Source organism: Escherichia sp. WS33 (assembly GCF_046486385.1).
Taxonomy (GTDB): Bacteria; Pseudomonadota; Gammaproteobacteria; order Enterobacterales; family Enterobacteriaceae; genus ECMA0423.
Genome location: NZ_JBJQLJ010000008.1, coordinates 145,588 through 163,611, shown reverse-complemented (window position 1 = coordinate 163,611; position 18,024 = coordinate 145,588). Strand labels below are relative to the sequence as shown.

At 48.8% G+C, this 18,024-nt stretch carries 18 protein-coding genes; 7 read left to right on the top strand and 11 right to left on the bottom strand.

The window, feature by feature from the left end; genetic code table 11:
- Window positions 1–37: 37 nt before the first annotated feature.
- Window positions 38–511 (top strand): tRNA (uridine(34)/cytosine(34)/5-carboxymethylaminomethyluridine(34)-2'-O)-methyltransferase TrmL, encoded by a 474-nt coding sequence (trmL, locus tag ACJHXA_RS09515; RefSeq protein WP_000932344.1) that lies wholly within the window; start codon window positions 38–40, stop codon window positions 509–511.
- A 52-nt stretch (window positions 512–563) separates the two neighbouring features.
- Here trmL and cysE read toward each other — a convergent pair whose 3' ends face one another.
- The 5 genes from cysE to ACJHXA_RS09490 all read right to left on the bottom strand — a co-directional run bounded on the left by cysE (window position 564) and on the right by ACJHXA_RS09490 (window position 3,837).
- Window positions 564–1,385 (bottom strand): serine O-acetyltransferase, encoded by an 822-nt coding sequence (gene cysE / locus ACJHXA_RS09510; RefSeq protein WP_001277561.1) that lies wholly within the window; start codon window positions 1,383–1,385, stop codon window positions 564–566.
- Between the two features lie 79 nt (window positions 1,386–1,464).
- Window positions 1,465–2,484, bottom strand: coding sequence for an NAD(P)H-dependent glycerol-3-phosphate dehydrogenase (gpsA, locus tag ACJHXA_RS09505; RefSeq protein WP_001076194.1), 1,020 nt, complete (start codon window positions 2,482–2,484; stop codon window positions 1,465–1,467).
- Window positions 2,484–2,951 (bottom strand): protein-export chaperone SecB, encoded by a 468-nt coding sequence (gene secB / locus ACJHXA_RS09500; protein ID WP_000003382.1) that lies wholly within the window; start codon window positions 2,949–2,951, stop codon window positions 2,484–2,486. Before secB ends, gpsA begins: the two co-directional genes overlap by 1 nt.
- Before the next feature lie 62 nt (window positions 2,952–3,013).
- Complete coding sequence (gene grxC, locus ACJHXA_RS09495; RefSeq protein ID WP_000024392.1) at window positions 3,014–3,265, bottom strand: glutaredoxin 3; 252 nt, start codon at window positions 3,263–3,265, stop codon at window positions 3,014–3,016.
- 140 nt (window positions 3,266–3,405) lie between these two features.
- Entirely contained in the window at window positions 3,406–3,837 is a 432-nt protein-coding gene (locus tag ACJHXA_RS09490; RefSeq protein ID WP_001315904.1) for a rhodanese-like domain-containing protein, read from the bottom strand.
- Between the two features lie 244 nt (window positions 3,838–4,081).
- Between ACJHXA_RS09490 and gpmM the strand changes: the two genes are divergently transcribed.
- From gpmM to ACJHXA_RS09475, 3 genes are read left to right on the top strand one after another with little or no spacing between them, the layout of a single operon-like run.
- Window positions 4,082–5,626, top strand: coding sequence for a 2,3-bisphosphoglycerate-independent phosphoglycerate mutase (gpmM, locus tag ACJHXA_RS09485; RefSeq protein ID WP_000116566.1), 1,545 nt, complete (start codon window positions 4,082–4,084; stop codon window positions 5,624–5,626).
- Between the two features lie 33 nt (window positions 5,627–5,659).
- Window positions 5,660–6,919 (top strand): murein hydrolase activator EnvC, encoded by a 1,260-nt coding sequence (gene envC / locus ACJHXA_RS09480; RefSeq protein ID WP_000196256.1) that lies wholly within the window; start codon window positions 5,660–5,662, stop codon window positions 6,917–6,919.
- A 3-nt stretch (window positions 6,920–6,922) separates the two neighbouring features.
- Complete coding sequence (locus ACJHXA_RS09475) at window positions 6,923–7,882, top strand: divergent polysaccharide deacetylase family protein (RefSeq protein WP_000483856.1); 960 nt, start codon at window positions 6,923–6,925, stop codon at window positions 7,880–7,882.
- On the opposite strand, the gene waaH is transcribed toward ACJHXA_RS09475, so the two are convergent.
- From waaH to kbl, 3 genes are all read right to left on the bottom strand, one after another.
- Complete coding sequence (gene waaH / locus ACJHXA_RS09470) at window positions 7,869–8,903, bottom strand: UDP-glucuronate:LPS(HepIII) glycosyltransferase (protein WP_000982091.1); 1,035 nt, start codon at window positions 8,901–8,903, stop codon at window positions 7,869–7,871. The genes ACJHXA_RS09475 and waaH overlap by 14 nt on opposite strands.
- A gap of 238 nt (window positions 8,904–9,141) precedes the next feature.
- Window positions 9,142–10,167, bottom strand: coding sequence for an L-threonine 3-dehydrogenase (gene tdh, locus ACJHXA_RS09465; protein WP_000646014.1), 1,026 nt, complete (start codon window positions 10,165–10,167; stop codon window positions 9,142–9,144).
- A 9-nt stretch (window positions 10,168–10,176) separates the two neighbouring features.
- The gene (gene kbl, locus ACJHXA_RS09460) at window positions 10,177–11,373 is read right to left on the bottom strand and encodes a glycine C-acetyltransferase (RefSeq protein ID WP_001213834.1); all 1,197 of its coding nucleotides are present in this window, start codon (window positions 11,371–11,373) and stop codon (window positions 10,177–10,179) included.
- Window positions 11,374–11,586: 213 nt separating this feature from the next.
- On the opposite strand from kbl, the gene rfaD reads away from it, so the two are divergent.
- The 3 genes from rfaD to rfaC are packed head-to-tail and all read left to right on the top strand — an operon-like array spanning window position 11,587 to window position 14,550.
- Window positions 11,587–12,519 carry an ADP-glyceromanno-heptose 6-epimerase gene (rfaD, locus tag ACJHXA_RS09455; protein WP_000587750.1) on the top strand — a complete coding sequence of 311 codons (933 nt, stop codon included), beginning with the start codon at window positions 11,587–11,589 and terminating at the stop codon, window positions 12,517–12,519.
- A gap of 9 nt (window positions 12,520–12,528) precedes the next feature.
- Window positions 12,529–13,575, top strand: coding sequence for an ADP-heptose--LPS heptosyltransferase RfaF (gene rfaF, locus ACJHXA_RS09450; protein ID WP_000699244.1), 1,047 nt, complete (start codon window positions 12,529–12,531; stop codon window positions 13,573–13,575).
- A 3-nt stretch (window positions 13,576–13,578) separates the two neighbouring features.
- Window positions 13,579–14,550: a lipopolysaccharide heptosyltransferase RfaC gene (gene rfaC, locus ACJHXA_RS09445; protein WP_001264572.1), complete on the top strand. Its 972-nt coding sequence runs from the start codon at window positions 13,579–13,581 to the stop codon at window positions 14,548–14,550.
- Between the two features lie 69 nt (window positions 14,551–14,619).
- Here the strand turns inward: rfaC and ACJHXA_RS09440 are convergent, their stop codons facing one another.
- The 3 genes from ACJHXA_RS09440 to ACJHXA_RS09430 form a co-directional block, all read right to left on the bottom strand.
- Complete coding sequence (locus ACJHXA_RS09440; RefSeq protein ID WP_283512293.1) at window positions 14,620–15,873, bottom strand: O-antigen ligase family protein; 1,254 nt, start codon at window positions 15,871–15,873, stop codon at window positions 14,620–14,622.
- A gap of 45 nt (window positions 15,874–15,918) precedes the next feature.
- Window positions 15,919–16,902, bottom strand: coding sequence for a glycosyltransferase family 2 protein (locus ACJHXA_RS09435; protein ID WP_000064012.1), 984 nt, complete (start codon window positions 16,900–16,902; stop codon window positions 15,919–15,921).
- 84 nt (window positions 16,903–16,986) lie between these two features.
- Entirely contained in the window at window positions 16,987–18,012 is a 1,026-nt protein-coding gene (locus tag ACJHXA_RS09430) for a UDP-galactose--(galactosyl) LPS alpha1,2-galactosyltransferase (protein ID WP_000364782.1), read from the bottom strand.
- Window positions 18,013–18,024: the final 12 nt, after the last annotated feature.

Below are 18,024 nucleotides of genomic sequence, written 5' to 3'. Positions count from 1 at the left end.
ATTTTCTGCTATCCTGCCCCCGCACTAAGGGGGCAGTATGCTAAACATCGTACTTTACGAACCAGAAATTCCGCCAAATACTGGCAACATCATCCGTCTTTGCGCTAATACCGGCTTTCGTCTGCATATCATCGAACCGATGGGATTTGCCTGGGACGATAAGCGCCTGCGCCGCGCGGGGCTGGACTATCACGAGTTTACCGCCGTTACGCGTCATCATGACTTTCGCGCGTTCCTCGAAGCAGAAAATCCCCAGCGCCTGTTTGCCCTCACCACGAAAGGTACGCCTGCTCACAGCGCCGTAAGCTATCAGGATGGCGATTATCTGATGTTCGGCCCGGAAACACGCGGCCTGCCAGCGAGCATTCTTGATGCCCTGCCCGCTGAACAAAAAATTCGCATTCCGATGGTGCCGGACAGCCGCAGCATGAACCTGTCCAATGCGGTGTCAGTTGTGGTGTATGAAGCCTGGCGGCAGCTGGGATATCCGGGAGCGTTGTTGAGAGATTAGTTACTGTATGCCGGATAGATGATTACATCGCATCCGGCACGATCACAGGACATTAGATCCCATCCCCATACTCAAATGTATGGTTAATACCGTTGAAATGCTGGTCCATATCCATTGATGGCTTATCGCTGTCTGGTTTACCGACAATACGAGCCGGAACGCCAGCGGCGGTTGTATGCGGCGGCACCGGTTGCAGCACCACGGAACCTGCGCCAATCTTCGCGCCGCGACCAACTTCAATATTGCCGAGGATTTTCGCGCCCGCGCCAATCATCACACCTTCACGAATTTTCGGGTGACGGTCACCACCAGATTTACCCGTACCGCCAAGCGTCACAGATTGCAGAATCGATACGTCGTTTTCAATTACCGCCGTTTCACCCACAACGATGCCCGTGGCGTGGTCGAGCATAATGCCACGGCCAATTTTTGCTGCCGGGTGAATATCGACCTGGAACGTCACAGAAACCTGGTTTTGCAGAAAGATTGCCAATGCGCGACGCCCCTGATTCCACAACCAGTGACCGATGCGATAGGCCTGCAAGGCATGAAAACCCTTCAGGTATAACAACGGGGTTGAGTATTTATCGACTGCCGGGTCGCGGGTACGCACCGCCTGAATATCACAGGCCGCAGAGGCGATCATTTCCGGGTCAGCGGCGTAGGCTTCTTCCACCACTTCACGGATAGCAATAGCAGGCATAATTGGCGATGACAGCTTGTTCGCCAGCATGTAGCTCAGTGCACTTCCAAGGTTTTCGTGCTTGAGTAGCGTCGCGTGGTAAAAACTGGCCAGCATTGGCTCACAGTCCGCCAGCGTTCTGGCTTCGGCTTTAATATTGTTCCAGACAATTTCCAGTTCTTCACACGACATTGCTTACTCCACACGATGAGATAATGACCGGCCCGTTCTGCGCGGGCCGGGTCATAGCGGTAACAAAGGTTCCCTGGGGTTAGTGGCTGCTGCGCTCGTCCTTGCGTGCACGACCTAATAACGTCAATGCTGCCTCGCGCGCGTTTTTTCCGCAATATAATACTTGATAAATTTCCTCGGTTATTGGCATTTCAACGCCGAAGCGATGCGCCAGTTCGCGGACTTCTTTCGTATTGCGGTAGCCTTCCACCACCTGACCAATCTTCTCCTGCGCGCTTTGTACATCCATGCCCTGACCGAGCATCATGCCAAAACGGCGGTTACGCGACTGGTTGTCGGTACAGGTAAGCACCAGATCGCCAAGCCCCGCCATGCCCATAAAGGTGGCAGGATCGGCACCCAGCGCCGCACCAAGACGCGACATTTCAGCCAGCCCACGGGTGATCAGCGCCGTACGCGCATTCGCACCAAAACCGATACCGTCGGACATCCCCGCGCCAATGGCAATGACGTTTTTCACCGCACCGCCAAGCTGCACACCGATGAAATCCGGGTTGCTGTAAACGCGGAAACTTTTGCCACAGTGCAGCAATTGTTGGAGATCATCGGCAAAGGTCTGGTCGGTAGAGGCCAACGAAATAGCCGTCGGTAAACCTGCCGCCAGTTCTTTCGCAAACGTTGGGCCAGAGATAACCGCCAGCGGAATTTGATCGCCTAAGGCCTCACGCGCCACGTCCTGTAACAGACGTCCGGTTTCCGCTTCCAGCCCTTTGGTCGCCCACACCAGACGCGCATCAGGACGCATCAGCGGTTTAATCTGGCGCAGCACTTCACCAAAGACATGGCTGGGTACGACGACGAGAATATTACGGCTGGCTGCCAGCGCAGTGGCGAGATCGCTTTCAAGATGGAGCGTATCGGGAAAAGGCACATCGGGGAGAAACGCGGCGTTACAGCGGTCGCGTTCAAGCGTTGCGATATGTTCAGGGTCATGGCCCCAGAGGACAACCTCGTGGCCATTTCTTGCCAGGGTGATGGCAAGAGCGGTGCCGTACGAGCCGGCACCGATCACAGTCATTGAAGCATTACGTTGGTTCATCAGGCATCCTGATGTTCTTCAGTACCTTCGCCAGCCTGCTGCTGCAAATAGTTCATGAACAGCGCATCGAAGTTAACCGGCGCAAGGTTCAGTTGCGGGAATGTACCGCGGGATACCATGCTGGTGATGCACTCACGAGCATACGGGAACAGAATGTTCGGGCAGTATGCGCCCAGGCAATGTGCCATCTGGGTGCCTTCGATACCCGCGATGGAGAAAATACCGCCCTGCTGAACTTCACACAGGAACGCGGTTTCTTCGCCCAGGGAGGCCGTTACGGTAACACGCAGTACCACTTCGTAAACGTCATCTGCCAGTTGAGTAGATGCCGTATCCAGATCAAGTTTAACTTCTGGCTGCCAATCTTTCTGGAAAACGTGCGGCGCGTTCGGCGCTTCGAAAGAAATATCCTTGGTATAAATACGTTGGATCTGGAAAGTCATTTCGGTGTTGTTTTGTTCTGACATGTGTAGAAAACCCTTAAGTGTTGTCCTTAAATACTGCGCAATGTAATGCCAACGTTCACACGTTATTTCAGCAGGGGATCCAGTCCACCACGTGCATCCAATGCATACAAGTCATCACAGCCGCCAATGTGCTGTGCGTCAATAAAAATCTGGGGAACCGTGGTGCGACCGCTGCGTTTGATCATCTCTTCACGCTTGGCGGCATTGCCATCGATCGGCAACTCCTGGAAACTCACGCCCTTGCTGCTCAGCAGTGCTTTTGCACGATGGCAATACGGGCAGGTTTCTTTAGTATAGATTTCAACATTGGCCATAAATTAGCTCCTGTTTTTTACCCTGAAATTTCATGTTGCAGGGCGGCAGCAAAATGGAGTGTCCCCAGAAGCTTATAACAATAAGTCGCTGGGGGCCTAATTGCAGCTAACGGCCTGCATCATGAAAGACGACAGGTAAATTATTTGCCGCGCACCAAAGGCAAGTTTTCGCCAGCCCAGCCAGCGACGCCCTCTTTCAGCACGAATACTTGCGCAAAACCAGCTTTCGTCAGCGCATTTGCAGGCTCCTGGCACTGCAGGCCAGAACCGTCTACCACGATAACCGGTTTGTCTTTGTGCTTCTCAAGCTCACCAACATTGTTGGCTTTGATTTCGCTCGGCAACAGATTGATAGAACCTGCGATATGGCCTTTACGGAAGTCATCACGCTGACGTAAATCCACAACCACAGCGTCTTCTTTGTTGATCAGACGCGTAGCTTCACCACGACTAATCACCTTCACTTTCGAGGTCAGGCTCTTAAACGTAGTCACAAGAACCGCCACCAGTAACGCGATCCAGGCGATACTCAGTATGGGATGACGGCCAACAAATTGCATAATTTCTTGCATGGGGGGTAACAACTCCCGACGTAGTGATTAAAAAAACCAGGAAAGGAGTATACCTGCGCGGTGCGGCAAATACAGCCAGCGCGTTAACTGGAATGCAATTTTGCGGGGCGCGACGAAAAAAAAGCGTAAATCTGGCATCGGCTTGCCGCGAGCGGTCGTATATTTTGATCTTCAGAGGCTATTTTATCGATTCAGCTGTAGTAAAATTACGCAAATTTTGACTCTTGAGTATGAGGTTGTCGCAATGTCGGTTTCTAAAAAACCTATGGTACTGGTGATTCTGGATGGCTATGGCTATCGCGAAGAACAGCAGGATAACGCCATTTTTAGTGCTAAAACCCCGGTAATGGATGCACTGTGGGCCAATCGTCCGCATACCCTGATCGACGCTTCCGGTCTGGAAGTCGGTCTGCCTGACCGTCAGATGGGTAACTCCGAAGTAGGCCACGTTAACCTGGGTGCCGGCCGCATCGTGTATCAGGACCTGACTCGTCTGGACGTTGAAATCAAAGATCGCGCTTTCTTTGCTAATCCAGTGCTGACTGGCGCGGTAGATAAAGCGAAAAACGCAGGTAAAGCAGTACACATTATGGGTCTGCTCTCCGCAGGCGGCGTACACAGCCACGAAGATCACATCATGGCGATGGTAGAACTGGCAGCTGAACGCGGCGCAGAAAAAATCTACCTGCACGCATTCCTTGACGGTCGCGACACCCCGCCGCGCAGTGCTGAATCCTCGCTGAAAAAATTTGAAGAGAAATTTGCTGCGCTGGGTAAAGGCCGCGTAGCGTCCATCATTGGTCGTTACTACGCGATGGACCGCGATAACCGTTGGGATCGCGTTGAAAAAGCCTATGACCTGCTGACTCTGGCGCAGGGTGAGTTCCAGGCCGATACTGCCGTTGCTGGTTTGCAGGCAGCTTATGCTCGCGACGAAAACGACGAGTTCGTGAAAGCGACCGTTATTCGTGCAGAAGGTCAGCCAGATGCGGCAATGGAAGACGGCGATGCGCTGATTTTCATGAACTTCCGTGCTGACCGCGCGCGTGAAATCACTCGTGCATTCGTGAACGCTGATTTCGATGGCTTCGCGCGTAAGAAAGTGGTTAACGTCGATTTCGTGATGCTGACCGAATACGCCGCTGACATCAAAACTGCGGTTGCTTACCCACCCGCTTCCCTGGTTAACACCTTCGGCGAGTGGATGGCGAAAAACGACAAAACTCAGTTGCGTATTTCCGAAACCGAAAAATATGCCCACGTTACTTTCTTCTTCAACGGTGGCGTAGAAGAGTCGTTCAAAGGCGAAGATCGCATTCTGATCAACTCACCGAAAGTGGCTACCTACGATCTGCAACCGGAAATGAGCTCCGCAGAGCTGACCGAAAAACTGGTTGCGGCCATCAAGAGCGGCAAATACGACACCATTATCTGTAACTATCCGAACGGCGACATGGTAGGTCACACCGGGGTGATGGAAGCGGCGGTTAAAGCGGTTGAAGCACTGGATCACTGCGTGGAAGAAGTCGCGAAAGCGGTTGAGTCCGTGGGTGGACAACTGCTGATCACCGCTGACCACGGTAACGCTGAACAGATGCGCGATCCGGCAACGGGTCAGGCACACACGGCACACACCAACCTGCCAGTTCCGCTGATTTATGTTGGTGATAAGAACGTGAAAGCGGTTGAAGGCGGCAAACTTTCTGACATCGCGCCGACCATGTTGTCGCTGATGGGTATGGAAATCCCGCAAGAGATGACTGGTAAGCCGCTGTTCATCGTGGAATAATCCCTCCCCATGAGGGGAAAGGCGATTAATACCATGACACGGGCCGTGAAACCGCGCAGGTTTGCAATCAGGCCCATCATCTACGCCAGCGTTCTTAGCGCTGGCGTATTGTTGTGCGCCTTTTCCGCCCACGCGGATGAGCGTGACCAACTCAAATCTATTCAGGCCGATATCGCCGCAAAAGAGCGCGCGGTACGCCAAAAGCAACAACAACGCGCAAGCCTGCTCGCACAATTGAAAAAGCAGGAAGAAGCGATCTCTGAAGCCACCCGTAAGCTGCGCGAAACGCAAAACACGCTCAATCAACTCAATAAACAGATTGATGAGATGAACGCGTCGATTGCCAAACTGGAGCAGCAAAAAGCCGCCCAGGAGCGCAGCCTCGCCGCGCAACTGGATGCCGCATTCCGTCAGGGCGAGCATACCGGTATTCAGCTAATTCTCAGCGGTGAAGAAAGCCAGCGTGGACAGCGTTTACAGGCTTATTTCGGCTATCTCAACCAGGCGCGACAAGAAACCATTGCCCAGTTGAAGCAAACGCGTGAAGAAGTCGCCATGCAGCGTGCTGAACTGGAAGAGAAACAAAGCGAGCAACAAACGCTGTTATATGAACAGCGCGCCCAACAGGCGAAACTGACTCAGGCTCTGAACGAGCGTAAAAAGACGCTGGCGGGGCTGGAATCTTCCATCCAGCAAGGTCAGCAGCAGCTAAGTGAACTGCGTGCCAACGAATCCCGTCTGCGTAACAGCATTGCCCGTGCGGAAGCCGCGGCGAAAGCGCGTGCTGAACGAGAAGCGCGTGAGGCCCAGGCGGTTCGCGACCGCCAGAAAGAAGCGACGCGCAAAGGCACCACCTATAAACCGACCGAAAGCGAAAAATCGCTGATGTCCCGAACTGGTGGCCTGGGTGCGCCGCGTGGTCAGGCATTCTGGCCGGTTCGCGGGCCGACGCTGCATCGCTATGGTGAACAGCTACAGGGCGAACTACGCTGGAAAGGAATGGTTATCGGTGCCTCTGAAGGTACTGAAGTTAAAGCGATTGCCGACGGTCGGGTGATTCTGGCTGACTGGCTGCAAGGTTACGGTCTGGTGGTGGTGGTTGAGCACGGTAAAGGCGACATGAGTCTTTACGGCTATAATCAGAGCGCACTGGTGAGCGTTGGTTCGCAGGTTCGCGCGGGCCAGCCAATTGCACTGGTGGGCAGCAGTGGCGGTCAGGGTCGGCCTTCACTCTATTTCGAAATTCGCCGCCAGGGTCAGGCGGTCAATCCACAGCCGTGGTTGGGAAGATAAGTTTTGTTTCCATTTCGTCGTAACGTTCTTGCATTTGCCGCTCTGTTGGCGCTCTCCTCCCCCGTACTTGCTGGCAAACTTGCCATCGTCATTGATGATTTTGGGTATCGCCCGCACAACGAAAACCAGGTGCTGGCGATGCCCTCCGCTATCTCCGTCGCTGTATTACCCGATTCACCGCACGCCAGAGAGATGGCGACCAAAGCGCATAACAGCGGGCACGAAGTGTTGATTCATCTCCCGATGGCACCACTGAGTAAACAGCCGCTGGAGAAAAATACGCTGCGCCCGGAGATGAGCAGCGACGAAATTGAGCGCATTATTCGTAGTGCGGTCAATAACGTGCCCTATGCCGTGGGGATCAACAACCACATGGGTAGCAAGATGACCTCTAACCTGTTTGGTATGCAGAAAGTGATGCAGGCACTGGAGCGTTACAATCTTTACTTCCTCGACAGCGTAACCATCGGTAATACCCAGGCGATGCGCGCCGCGCAAGGTACTGGCGTGAAGGTGATCAAACGGAAGGTGTTCCTCGACGATTCGCAGAACGAAGCGGACATCCGTGTGCAATTTAATCGCGCAATTGATCTGGCGCGTCGCAACGGTTCAACCATTGCCATTGGGCATCCTCACCCTTCAACGGTACGCGTGCTACAACAGATGGTTTATAACCTGCCGCCAGACATTACGCTGGTGAAAGCCAGCAGCTTGCTGAATGAACCGCAGGTTGATACTTCTACACCGCCGAAAAACGCTGTGCCTGATGCACCGCGTAATCCGTTCCGTGGCGTGAAGCTGTGCAAACCGAAGAAACCGATAGAACCTGTTTATGCTAATCGCTTCTTTGAAGTATTAAGCGAAAGCATCAGCCAGAGCACGCTGATCGTTTACTTCCAGCATCAGTGGCAAGGCTGGGGCAAACAGCCCGAAGCGGCGAAGTTTAACGCTAGCGCAAATTAAAGGCGCTACGCGTAATGCGATGGTGCGACCGCGTTTTGTCGCGCCATTGCCATAAGCGGAAAGACCACAGTAACGCCTGGTAACCGACCTTCACGCTGCGCACATTGGTAATCAGGCGCTTATACATACCGGAAGTAAATATCTCGGCAATCATCCGTTGGCGGGTAAGAATATCCGGCTCTTTGCGCACCGCATGGCAAACACGCAATGCTTCGTAAGTTATTTGCTGATGAAATTCCGGATAAATCGTAATTTTGTCGGCATAATTTCGATTTAATTTCTCCAGCAGGCGGGTAATCTTAATATAGTGACGTTGATAATTAAGGTTTTTATTCCCTTGTCTATGCAACCGACTCACTGACGTATTATGCAGATAATATTTATATAATGATTGCTCGGTATATCGCGCACGCAGCGCGTTAAACATGAATTCTGTTGTCCAGACAATATCCTGATGATGTAATCCGGCAATAAATTTAATGTTATTTTTAACAATAACATCACGGCGATAAACCCCCATCCAGACAACGTGAGTCCAACGGCGCGAAGAAAGCCCCATCCGCAGCCAGTCCGGGCCGGTTAATACGCCGGTTGAGCGAAGGCGATCGCTGGGGATGGATTGCCAGGTTTCTCCCGTTTCACGAAAACACCAGTCAGCGTTACACTGCGCCACGTCGAGGTCATCCTCTAACGCCATGGTCATCAGCGTTTCGTACATGGTGGGATAGACCTCATCGTCAGCATCGACAAAAGCGACATATTTGCCCGTCGCCACCTCGATCCCACGATTACGCGCTACCGATGCGCCAGCATTCGCCTGATGCAACAAACGAACGTGCGGATAGTTTTCTGCGTAATGCTTTGCTATTTCAACAGAATTATCCGTTGAACCATCGTTAATAATAATGATTTCCAGAGCAGTCCAGGTTTGCGTAATTAAAGATTCCATACAAGTGCGGAAATCATCGCCCGCATTATATAACGGAATAATAACACTAAGTTTATTGGTGCTGTTCATCATAAATTACCGACGACCTCTGAAGTTATCCTGACGTTTTACAGGCTTTGTATTAAGAAACTATTAAGCCTGTGAGATATTATTTTTACAGGTGAGAGAGTCACTTCAGGGTAGAGAGATAATGAGAGCAGCTATATAAGAGATCAGCGCAATTACGATATCTTTATTACACTGACAGGATTTTACATATTTAACGGATTATCCTCAGGCAAAAGGGCTGGAATACCAGCCCTTGTTCGTGTTAATCCCAACTCAGAATTACTTTCCCGGACTGGCCCGAACGCATAGCGTCAAAGCCCTTCTGGAAATCATCAATAGAGAAACGATGGGTAATGATCGGCGAGAGATCCAGACCTGACTGAATCAGCGCCGCCATCTTGTACCAGGTTTCAAACATCTCACGACCGTAAATACCTTTAATGAACAAGCCTTTAAAGATTACTTTGGTCCAGTCGATAGACATATCGGACGGTGGAATACCCAGCATCGCAATGCGACCGCCGTGGTTCATGGTGTCGAGCATGGTACGAAACGCTGGCGGCGCACCGGACATTTCCAGACCGACATCAAAGCCTTCGGTCATGCCCAGTTCTGCCATCACATCATTAAGGTTTTCTTTAGCGACGTTGACCGCACGGGTGATACCCATTTTGCGCGCCAGCTCAAGGCGGTATTCGTTAACATCGGTGATCACCACATTGCGTGCACCAACGTGTTTCGCCACCGCCGCAGCCATAATACCTATCGGACCTGCACCAGAAACCAGCACATCTTCGCCCACCAGATCGAACGACAGCGCGGTATGCACGGCGTTACCGAAGGGATCAAAAATGGAAGCCAGGTCGTCGGAGATATTGTCGGGGATTTTGAAAGCGTTGAACGCCGGAATCACCAGATATTCGGCGAAGCAGCCCGGACGGTTAACACCGACACCAATGGTGTTGCGGCACAGATGGGTACGACCGCCACGACAGTTGCGACAGTGACCGCAGGTGATATGGCCTTCGCCAGAAACGCGATCGCCGATTTTGAAGCCTTTCACTTCCTGACCAATACCTACCACTTCACCGACATATTCATGGCCTACGACCATCGGCACCGGGATGGTTTTTTGCGACCACTCATCCCAGTTATAGATGTGAACGTCAGTCCCGCAGATGGCTGTTTTACGGATTTTAATCAGCAGATCGTTATGCCCGAGTTCCGGTACAGGAACGTCGGTCATCCAGATGCCCTCTTCCGCTTTCAGTTTGGATAACGCTTTCATCTCACATCCTCAGGCGATAACGCCCAGTTGTTTACCAATACGCGTGAATGCTTCTACTGCACGCGTAATTTGCTCAGGGGTATGCGCCGCAGACATCTGGGTACGAATACGCGCCTGACCTTTCGGAACGACCGGATAGAAGAAACCGGTGACGTAAATGCCCTCTTTTTGCAGCTCACGGGCAAATTTCTGCGCCACTACTGCATCGCCAAGCATGACCGGAATAATGGCATGATCGGCTCCCGCCAGGGTAAAGCCCGCCGCCGACATTTGCTCACGGAACTGGCGCGCGTTCGCCCACAGACGGTCACGCAGTTCGCTGCCCGCTTCGACCATCTCCAGTACTTTGATGGACGCGGCAACAATGGCCGGTGCCAGCGAGTTGGAGAACAGGTACGGACGAGAACGCTGGCGCAGCCACTCAACCACCTCTTTGCGCGCCGCGGTATAACCACCAGAAGCCCCGCCCAGCGCTTTACCAAGCGTACCGGTGATAATATCGACCCGGCCCATCACATCGCAGTATTCATGGGAACCACGACCATTTTCACCGACAAAACCGACCGCGTGGGAGTCATCCACCATCACCAGGGCATCGTATTTATCTGCCAGATCGCAAACGCCTTTCAGGTTGGCAATCACGCCGTCCATTGAGAACACACCATCGGTGGCAATCAGCACATGACGCGCACCGGCTTCACGCGCTTCTTTCAGACGTGCTTCCAGCTCCTGCATATCGTTGTTGGCATAGCGATAGCGTTTAGCTTTGCACAGACGCACACCATCAATAATAGACGCGTGGTTCAGTGCGTCGGAGATAATGGCGTCTTCCGCACCCAGCAGCGTTTCAAACAGTCCACCGTTAGCATCAAAGCAGGAAGAGTAGAGAATCGCATCTTCCATCCCCAGGAATGCCGCCAGTTTTTGTTCAAGCTCTTTATGGCTGTCCTGAGTGCCGCAAATAAAACGCACCGAAGCCATGCCGAAACCGTGAGAATCCATTCCCGCCTTTGCTGCCGCAATCAGATCCGGATGATTCGCCAGCCCGAGATAGTTGTTGGCACAAAAGTTAATGACGTGGCTTCCATCAGCCACAGTGATATCTGCTTGCTGCGCAGACGTAATAATGCGCTCTTCTTTAAACAACCCTTCCGCCCGTGCGGTTTCCAGATCGTTGGTTAACTGCTGATAAAATTCTCCACGCATTGCGATTCTCCAGACAGGGCAAATTCCAGCACATATTACCCAAACTTATAGGTCGCGACGAGATGACGCGTTAACACTTCTGCAAAATTCAGGATAAATAACGTCCATCAATCTCACTTTTGGCGAATGGCTGAAGCCAACGCCGTGTAGTGATATGATAGAAGTATTCGTGTCTGAGATTGTCTCTGACTCCATAATTCGAAGGTTACAGTTATGATCATCGTTACCGGCGGCGCGGGCTTTATCGGCAGCAACATCGTTAAGGCCCTGAATGATAAAGGCATCACCGATATTCTGGTGGTGGACAACCTGAAAGACGGCACCAAGTTTGTGAACCTGGTGGATCTGGATATCGCGGACTATATGGATAAGGAAGACTTCCTGATCCAGATTATGGCTGGCGAAGAGTTCGGCGATGTCGAAGCGATTTTCCACGAAGGCGCATGCTCTTCCACCACCGAGTGGGACGGCAAGTATATGATGGATAACAACTATCAATACTCCAAGGAGCTGCTGCACTACTGCCTGGAGCGCGAAATCCCGTTCCTGTACGCTTCTTCCGCAGCCACCTACGGCGGACGCACCTCCGACTTTATTGAATCCCGCGAGTACGAAAAACCGTTGAACGTCTACGGTTACTCAAAATTCCTGTTTGATGAATATGTTCGCCAAATCCTGCCTGAAGCGAACTCGCAGATTGTTGGCTTCCGTTATTTCAACGTTTATGGACCGCGTGAAGGCCATAAAGGCAGCATGGCGAGCGTCGCGTTCCATCTCAACACTCAGCTTAACAACGGTGAATCACCGAAGCTGTTTGAAGGTAGCGAGAACTTCAAACGCGACTTCGTCTATGTGGGCGACGTGGCAGATGTAAACCTGTGGTTCCTGGAAAATGGCGTTTCCGGTATCTTCAACCTCGGCACCGGTCGTGCAGAATCCTTCCAGGCAGTAGCAGATGCTACGCTGGCTTATCACAAGAAAGGCCAGATCGAATACATTCCGTTCCCGGATAAGCTGAAAGGCCGCTACCAGGCGTTCACTCAGGCAGATCTGACAAATCTGCGCGCGGCGGGTTACGACAAACCATTCAAAACCGTTGCTGAAGGTGTAACGGAATACATGGCCTGGCTGAATCGCGACGCATAAGAGCTCTGCATGAAAATACTGGTGATCGGCCCGTCTTGGGTTGGCGACATGATGATGTCGCAAAGTCTCTATCGCACGCTCCAGGCGCGCTATCCCCAGGCGATAATCGATGTGATGGCACCGGCATGGTGCCGTCCATTATTATCGCGGATGCCGGAAGTTAACGAAGCTATCCCTATGCCTCTCGGTCACGGAGCGCTGGAAATCGGCGAACGCCGCAAACTGGGTCATAGCCTGCGTGAAAAGCGCTACGACCGCGCCTACGTCTTACCCAACTCCTTCAAATCCGCATTAGTGCCTTTCTTCGCGGGTATTCCTCATCGCACCGGCTGGCGCGGCGAGATGCGCTACGGTTTACTCAACGATGTACGCGTGCTCGATAAAGAAGCCTGGCCGCTAATGGTGGAACGCTATGTCGCGCTGGCCTATGACAAAGGCGTGATGCGTACCGCACAAGATCTGCCGCAGCCATTGTTATGGCCGCAGTTGCAGGTGAGCGAAGGTGAAAAATCATATACCTGTAATCAATTTTCGCTTTCATCAGAACGTCCGATGATTGGTTTTTGCCCGGGGGCGGAGTTTGGTCCGGCAAAACGCTGGCCACACTACCACTATGCTGAGCTGGCAAAGCAGCTGATTGATGAAGGTTATCAGGTGGTTCTGTTTGGCTCGGCGAAAGATCATGAGGCGGGCAATGAGATTCTTGCCGCTTTGAATACCGAGCAGCAGGCATGGTGTCGGAACCTGGCGGGGGAAACACAGCTTGATCAAGCGGTTATCCTGATTGCAGCCTGTAAAGCCATTGTCACTAACGATTCTGGCCTGATGCACGTTGCGGCGGCGCTCAATCGTCCGCTGGTTGCCTTGTATGGTCCAAGTAGCCCGGACTTCACACCGCCGCTATCCCATAAAGCGCGCGTGATCCGTCTGATTACCGGCTATCACAAAGTGCGTAAAGGTGACGCTGCGGAGGGTTATCACCAGAGCTTGATCGACATTACTCCCCAGCGCGTACTGGAAGAACTCAACGCGCTATTGTTACAAGAGGAAGTCTGACGGATGCGGGTTTTGATCGTTAAAACATCGTCGATGGGCGATGTTCTCCATACGTTGCCCGCACTCACTGATGCCCAGCAGGCAATCCCAGGGATTAAGTTTGACTGGGTGGTGGAAGAAGGGTTCGCACAGATTCCTTCCTGGCACGCTGCCGTTGAGCGAGTTATTCCTGTGGCAATACGTCGCTGGCGTAAAGCCTGGTTCTCGGCCCCCATAAAAGCTGAACGCAAAGCGTTTCGTGAAGCGCTACAAGCAGAGAACTATGACGCAGTTATCGATGCTCAGGGGCTGGTAAAAAGCGCGGCGCTGGTGACGCGTCTGGCGCATGGCGTAAAGCATGGATTGGACTGGCAAACCGCTCGCGAACCGTTAGCCAGCCTGTTTTACAATCGTAAGCATCATATTGCAAAACAGCAGCACGCCGTAGAACGCACCCGCGAACTGTTTGCCAAAAGTCTGGGCTATAGCAAACCGCAAACCCAGGGCGATTATGCTATTGCACAGCATTTCCTGACGAACCTGCCTACAGATGCTGGCGAATATGCCGTATTTCTTCATGCGACGACCCGTGATGATAAACACTGGCCGGAAGAACACTGGCGAGAATTGATTGGTTTACTGGCTGATTCAGGAATACGGATTAAACTTCCGTGGGGCGCGCCGCATGAGGAAGAACGGGCGAAACGACTGGCGGAAGGATTTGCTTATGTTGAAGTATTGCCGAAGATGAGTCTGGAAGGCGTTGCCCGCGTGCTGGCCGGGGCTAAATTTGTAGTGTCAGTGGATACGGGGTTAAGCCATTTAACAGCGGCACTGGATAGACCCAATATCACGGTTTATGGACCTACCGATCCGGGATTAATTGGTGGGTATGGGAAGAATCAGATGGTTTGTAGGGCTCCGGGGAATGAGTTGTCTCAATTGACAGCAAATGCTGTTAAGCGGTTCATTGAAGAAAACGCTGCCATGATTTAAATTACAACTCTTTAATAGATAATTTTGAAATAAAATCAGCTTCCTTGCTGATTTTATTTCACATATTCATTACTTCTCAAATAAACATTGGTCCGATTGTGCTTTAAAATAAGCACAAAGCAATATTATGGTGATAAACACAGCAGTCGGAACCGGTTTAGAAAAGAGTATTACATCACTTAGTCCTACTACCAGTAGTGAAAAAAGCAAGATTAAAATATAAGGTTCTTTAGCAGTTCTTAAGGCATATATGAGTATTGCTGAAAATGCTAAAATTGTTAATACAACTCCAGGAATACCACGCGTTGATAACGTATCTATGAGATCGTTATGCAAATGAGAATCTACATAGGGTAAAGCGCCACTCAATCTAGGCTCTTTTTCTTCTAGTTCATGTATTTTTTCCGCACGTTTTTCCAGTGATTGTCCTATTGGAGAATATGTTTTTAAGCCAACTTCATACATTGCCAGACGGGCACCGACTGAAGTTCTGGTGTTATCATGCGAATAATTAACTAAATCGTTATTTAAGTCATTCATTCTCATAAGCAATGTATCTTTAAAAGAAAATACACCTGCTAATAATGCAATCGTAATAAAACAATATAACTTATAATTAATTCGCTTATTAATATAACTATCCATTACGATTAATATTAACGCAAAGAATGGAAACACTAATATGGCTGCACGCGTCTCAGTTACTATGACAGCACATAAACTAAGCATGAAGTTAATTGTATATAATGTTGTTTTATGTCTTAAGTCGGATTTTAAAATGAGAATTGATGCCAGTAAAGAAGGAAAAAGGATGATGTAGCCTGCTGTTGTAGCGTGGGAAGCTGATAATGCAACACGGTCGACGTTTAAATAGAAATGTTGCCACATGGCATGCGCAAAAAAAAGTAACTGCGTTGCCAGGGATGCGAACAGAATTAGTTTCCCAAATTTTATTTTTGTTCTCATCTCATTTTTAGCAAAAAGAACTAAGAAAATAAAAGCGCTACACAAGGCAATTTTTCCAGTTTCCATTGGGCCACGATATGCATTGGTATAAACAGAGCCTGAAACTTTATAATGTGAATACCAGATGATATTTACGATACCCAAAAGACATAATGAGATGAAAATTAACAAAGTAGGATTATTAGTTATTGTTTTTTTTGGTGTCGCAAGAAAATACAATGCAGATATAATTCCAGCTGCATGAAGAAACTTTGTTGCAACATCATCCCATAAAGACAAAGTCATTAAAGAAAAAATACATAATATGAGAATTAAAGACTTTATACCAGAATTAATTTCATTCCAACAAAACGACATATAGTTTCAACCTATGCTACGAGGATGGGTTATTTAATGCAAGATCTAACGTTTATTCTTTTTTCTATTTACCAGTCTTACCATCCTCCAGAGAATATAATTTTTTGATGCTAATATTTTTGCTCGTCTCTTATCTCTCTTGCCAGGAAGATTACAATCTCTTAATTCTTTATCATTGCTTTCAACTAATTGATTCAATAGTTTAAAATCACCATTAAGTAGAACATTCCATAAATAACGAGTTTTATGATAAGCTCTATTTTGACTCAATAATGTATGAATTTCTTCTTTCCGGTTACCTTTGTATAACTGCATCACAGAAGAGTAGATTCTTTCGTGCGCAAATGACTCATGTCGATAATGAGTGATGGTTCTACATGAGTTCATTAAGGAATTTTCTCTATAGTTATGCTTATACATATAATATGGAACCGCATACATATCGCATGTAATTAGCAGTCGATAGATAAAATCAAGATCTTCTCCTAGTCGTAAATCTTCATCAAAAAAAAGATTATTCTCTTCCAGAAGTTGTTTTCTTATAAACAAGCACCCTATATGGAATCTAACCTTTTTATAAAAAAAGTCGAAAAGTAAAGATCCTTCATTAAACTCTGTATTTATAGGTGAGTAAGTAACACCATCTTTTATATAATGGCCATAAAGCCCACAATAAATCGCATCCCCTCCCGTCTCATGTTGTCTGGTATACATCTTCAGCAGATAGTTAGGATCTATCTCATCATCATCATCCATAAAACATATAAACTGTCCTTGCGCCTTGCGGATACCTGTATTCCTGGCAGACGAAACACCGCCATTTTCTTTATTGATAATAATTAATCGAGAGTGGGTTAACCCATACTCTCTCAAAACGTTTGATGTGTTATCTTTAGAACCATCATTAACAATAACAATTTCAAAATTTGGGTAAGTTTGTTTTTCTAATTTCGTTAGAGTTTCAGTAATGTAATCAGATGAATTATACGTCGGTATTATTATGGATACTAAAGGGTAATCATTGCTCATCGTGTTCTCTTGCCTGAACTAATAAAATATGATAGTACTCATCCTTAATTATTATTGTAACTCAGACATCCATGATTTTTATTATTATCCAAATAGTTTTCTTTTATACTTATTTAATTTAAATTTAATGAAGTAAATAAAAGCGTTAAACGTATCACCATTTTTCTTTGCATGTTGATATTTCACTTGATACTGCTTTTCATTCGTGGCTGGAATAAACGCCACATCATTCCAGCAAGAAGCCTGATAAGCCTCATTAAAATACTTCTGGCAGGGATAATTCGTCCAGTCGTTCCAGGGCTTCGTTACGCCAACATAATGAATCAGCTTAGTATCATCGGTAATGGTCTTTTTATAATCTTCATCGCTTTTATTTTTTAACTCATAGTCAATGCCATAAAAGCAATCATAATCGCCGCTAATAAAAATACAATGACCAAAGAACAGAATATTTAAAATATCCTGATCAAGGCATTTATACTTCGTGTGCTGCGGGTCACTTGCCAGCATAGCAATGGCTTTATTCATAAAATCATTTTTCGCCCATGCTTCAAGCTGCAGATATACTACACCGGCGTTGAAATAATTCCCTGGAAGTCCCTCTATAGCCAGACGCTTCGCTGGTTTTTCCTGCATAAAAGGCACATCTTTAATAACAGCTGCGAACTTATCCTCATCAAAATTAATATCAAGCAATCCAGCTAATGAGCCTTTACAGATGACATCAGCATCGATATATAACAGATTTTCAATAGTTTCACTCAAATACTGGAACGCAACTAAACGGAAGAATGTTGCATAAGACCACTGTTTCAGGCTGGGGAAGATATCAATAAAGGCATTGGAGACTTTATAAATTATTACTTCAACGTTAGCATTTTTGCTGGTAAAAGCATTAACACGTTGTAGATAATCTTCATCAATGTAGTCGGTAAAGAGATGAAACTTAACCGCAAGGTCCGGGTTATGCATAACAACTGATTGCATAGATACTGCCGCACCAAATAAAAAGTTACGGTCAATACCGTAAGCGATATTTAACACACGATCGGTGTTAGCAATTTCCCCAGAGACAGCGACTTCAGTAATACTCTCAGCTAATAAATCCATGTTGGTTCCGTT

Excerpts from the sequence above, each read along its gene's own strand:
- trmL (WP_000932344.1), top strand. The coding sequence starts at position 38 with ATGCTAAACATCGTACTTTACGAACCAGAAATTCCGCCAAATACTGGC.
- cysE (WP_001277561.1), bottom strand. The coding sequence starts at position 1,385 with ATGTCGTGTGAAGAACTGGAAATTGTCTGGAACAATATTAAAGCCGAA.
- gpsA (WP_001076194.1), bottom strand. The coding sequence starts at position 2,484 with ATGAACCAACGTAATGCTTCAATGACTGTGATCGGTGCCGGCTCGTAC.
- secB (WP_000003382.1), bottom strand. The coding sequence starts at position 2,951 with ATGTCAGAACAAAACAACACCGAAATGACTTTCCAGATCCAACGTATT.
- grxC (WP_000024392.1), bottom strand. The coding sequence starts at position 3,265 with ATGGCCAATGTTGAAATCTATACTAAAGAAACCTGCCCGTATTGCCAT.
- ACJHXA_RS09490 (WP_001315904.1), bottom strand. The coding sequence starts at position 3,837 with ATGCAAGAAATTATGCAATTTGTTGGCCGTCATCCCATACTGAGTATC.
- gpmM (WP_000116566.1), top strand. The coding sequence starts at position 4,082 with ATGTCGGTTTCTAAAAAACCTATGGTACTGGTGATTCTGGATGGCTAT.
- envC (WP_000196256.1), top strand. The coding sequence starts at position 5,660 with ATGACACGGGCCGTGAAACCGCGCAGGTTTGCAATCAGGCCCATCATC.
- waaH (WP_000982091.1), bottom strand. The coding sequence starts at position 8,903 with ATGATGAACAGCACCAATAAACTTAGTGTTATTATTCCGTTATATAAT.
- tdh (WP_000646014.1), bottom strand. The coding sequence starts at position 10,167 with ATGAAAGCGTTATCCAAACTGAAAGCGGAAGAGGGCATCTGGATGACC.
- kbl (WP_001213834.1), bottom strand. The coding sequence starts at position 11,373 with ATGCGTGGAGAATTTTATCAGCAGTTAACCAACGATCTGGAAACCGCA.
- rfaD (WP_000587750.1), top strand. The coding sequence starts at position 11,587 with ATGATCATCGTTACCGGCGGCGCGGGCTTTATCGGCAGCAACATCGTT.
- rfaF (WP_000699244.1), top strand. The coding sequence starts at position 12,529 with ATGAAAATACTGGTGATCGGCCCGTCTTGGGTTGGCGACATGATGATG.
- rfaC (WP_001264572.1), top strand. The coding sequence starts at position 13,579 with ATGCGGGTTTTGATCGTTAAAACATCGTCGATGGGCGATGTTCTCCAT.
- ACJHXA_RS09440 (WP_283512293.1), bottom strand. The coding sequence starts at position 15,873 with ATGTCGTTTTGTTGGAATGAAATTAATTCTGGTATAAAGTCTTTAATT.
- ACJHXA_RS09435 (WP_000064012.1), bottom strand. The coding sequence starts at position 16,902 with ATGAGCAATGATTACCCTTTAGTATCCATAATAATACCGACGTATAAT.
- ACJHXA_RS09430 (WP_000364782.1), bottom strand. The coding sequence starts at position 18,012 with ATGGATTTATTAGCTGAGAGTATTACTGAAGTCGCTGTCTCTGGGGAA.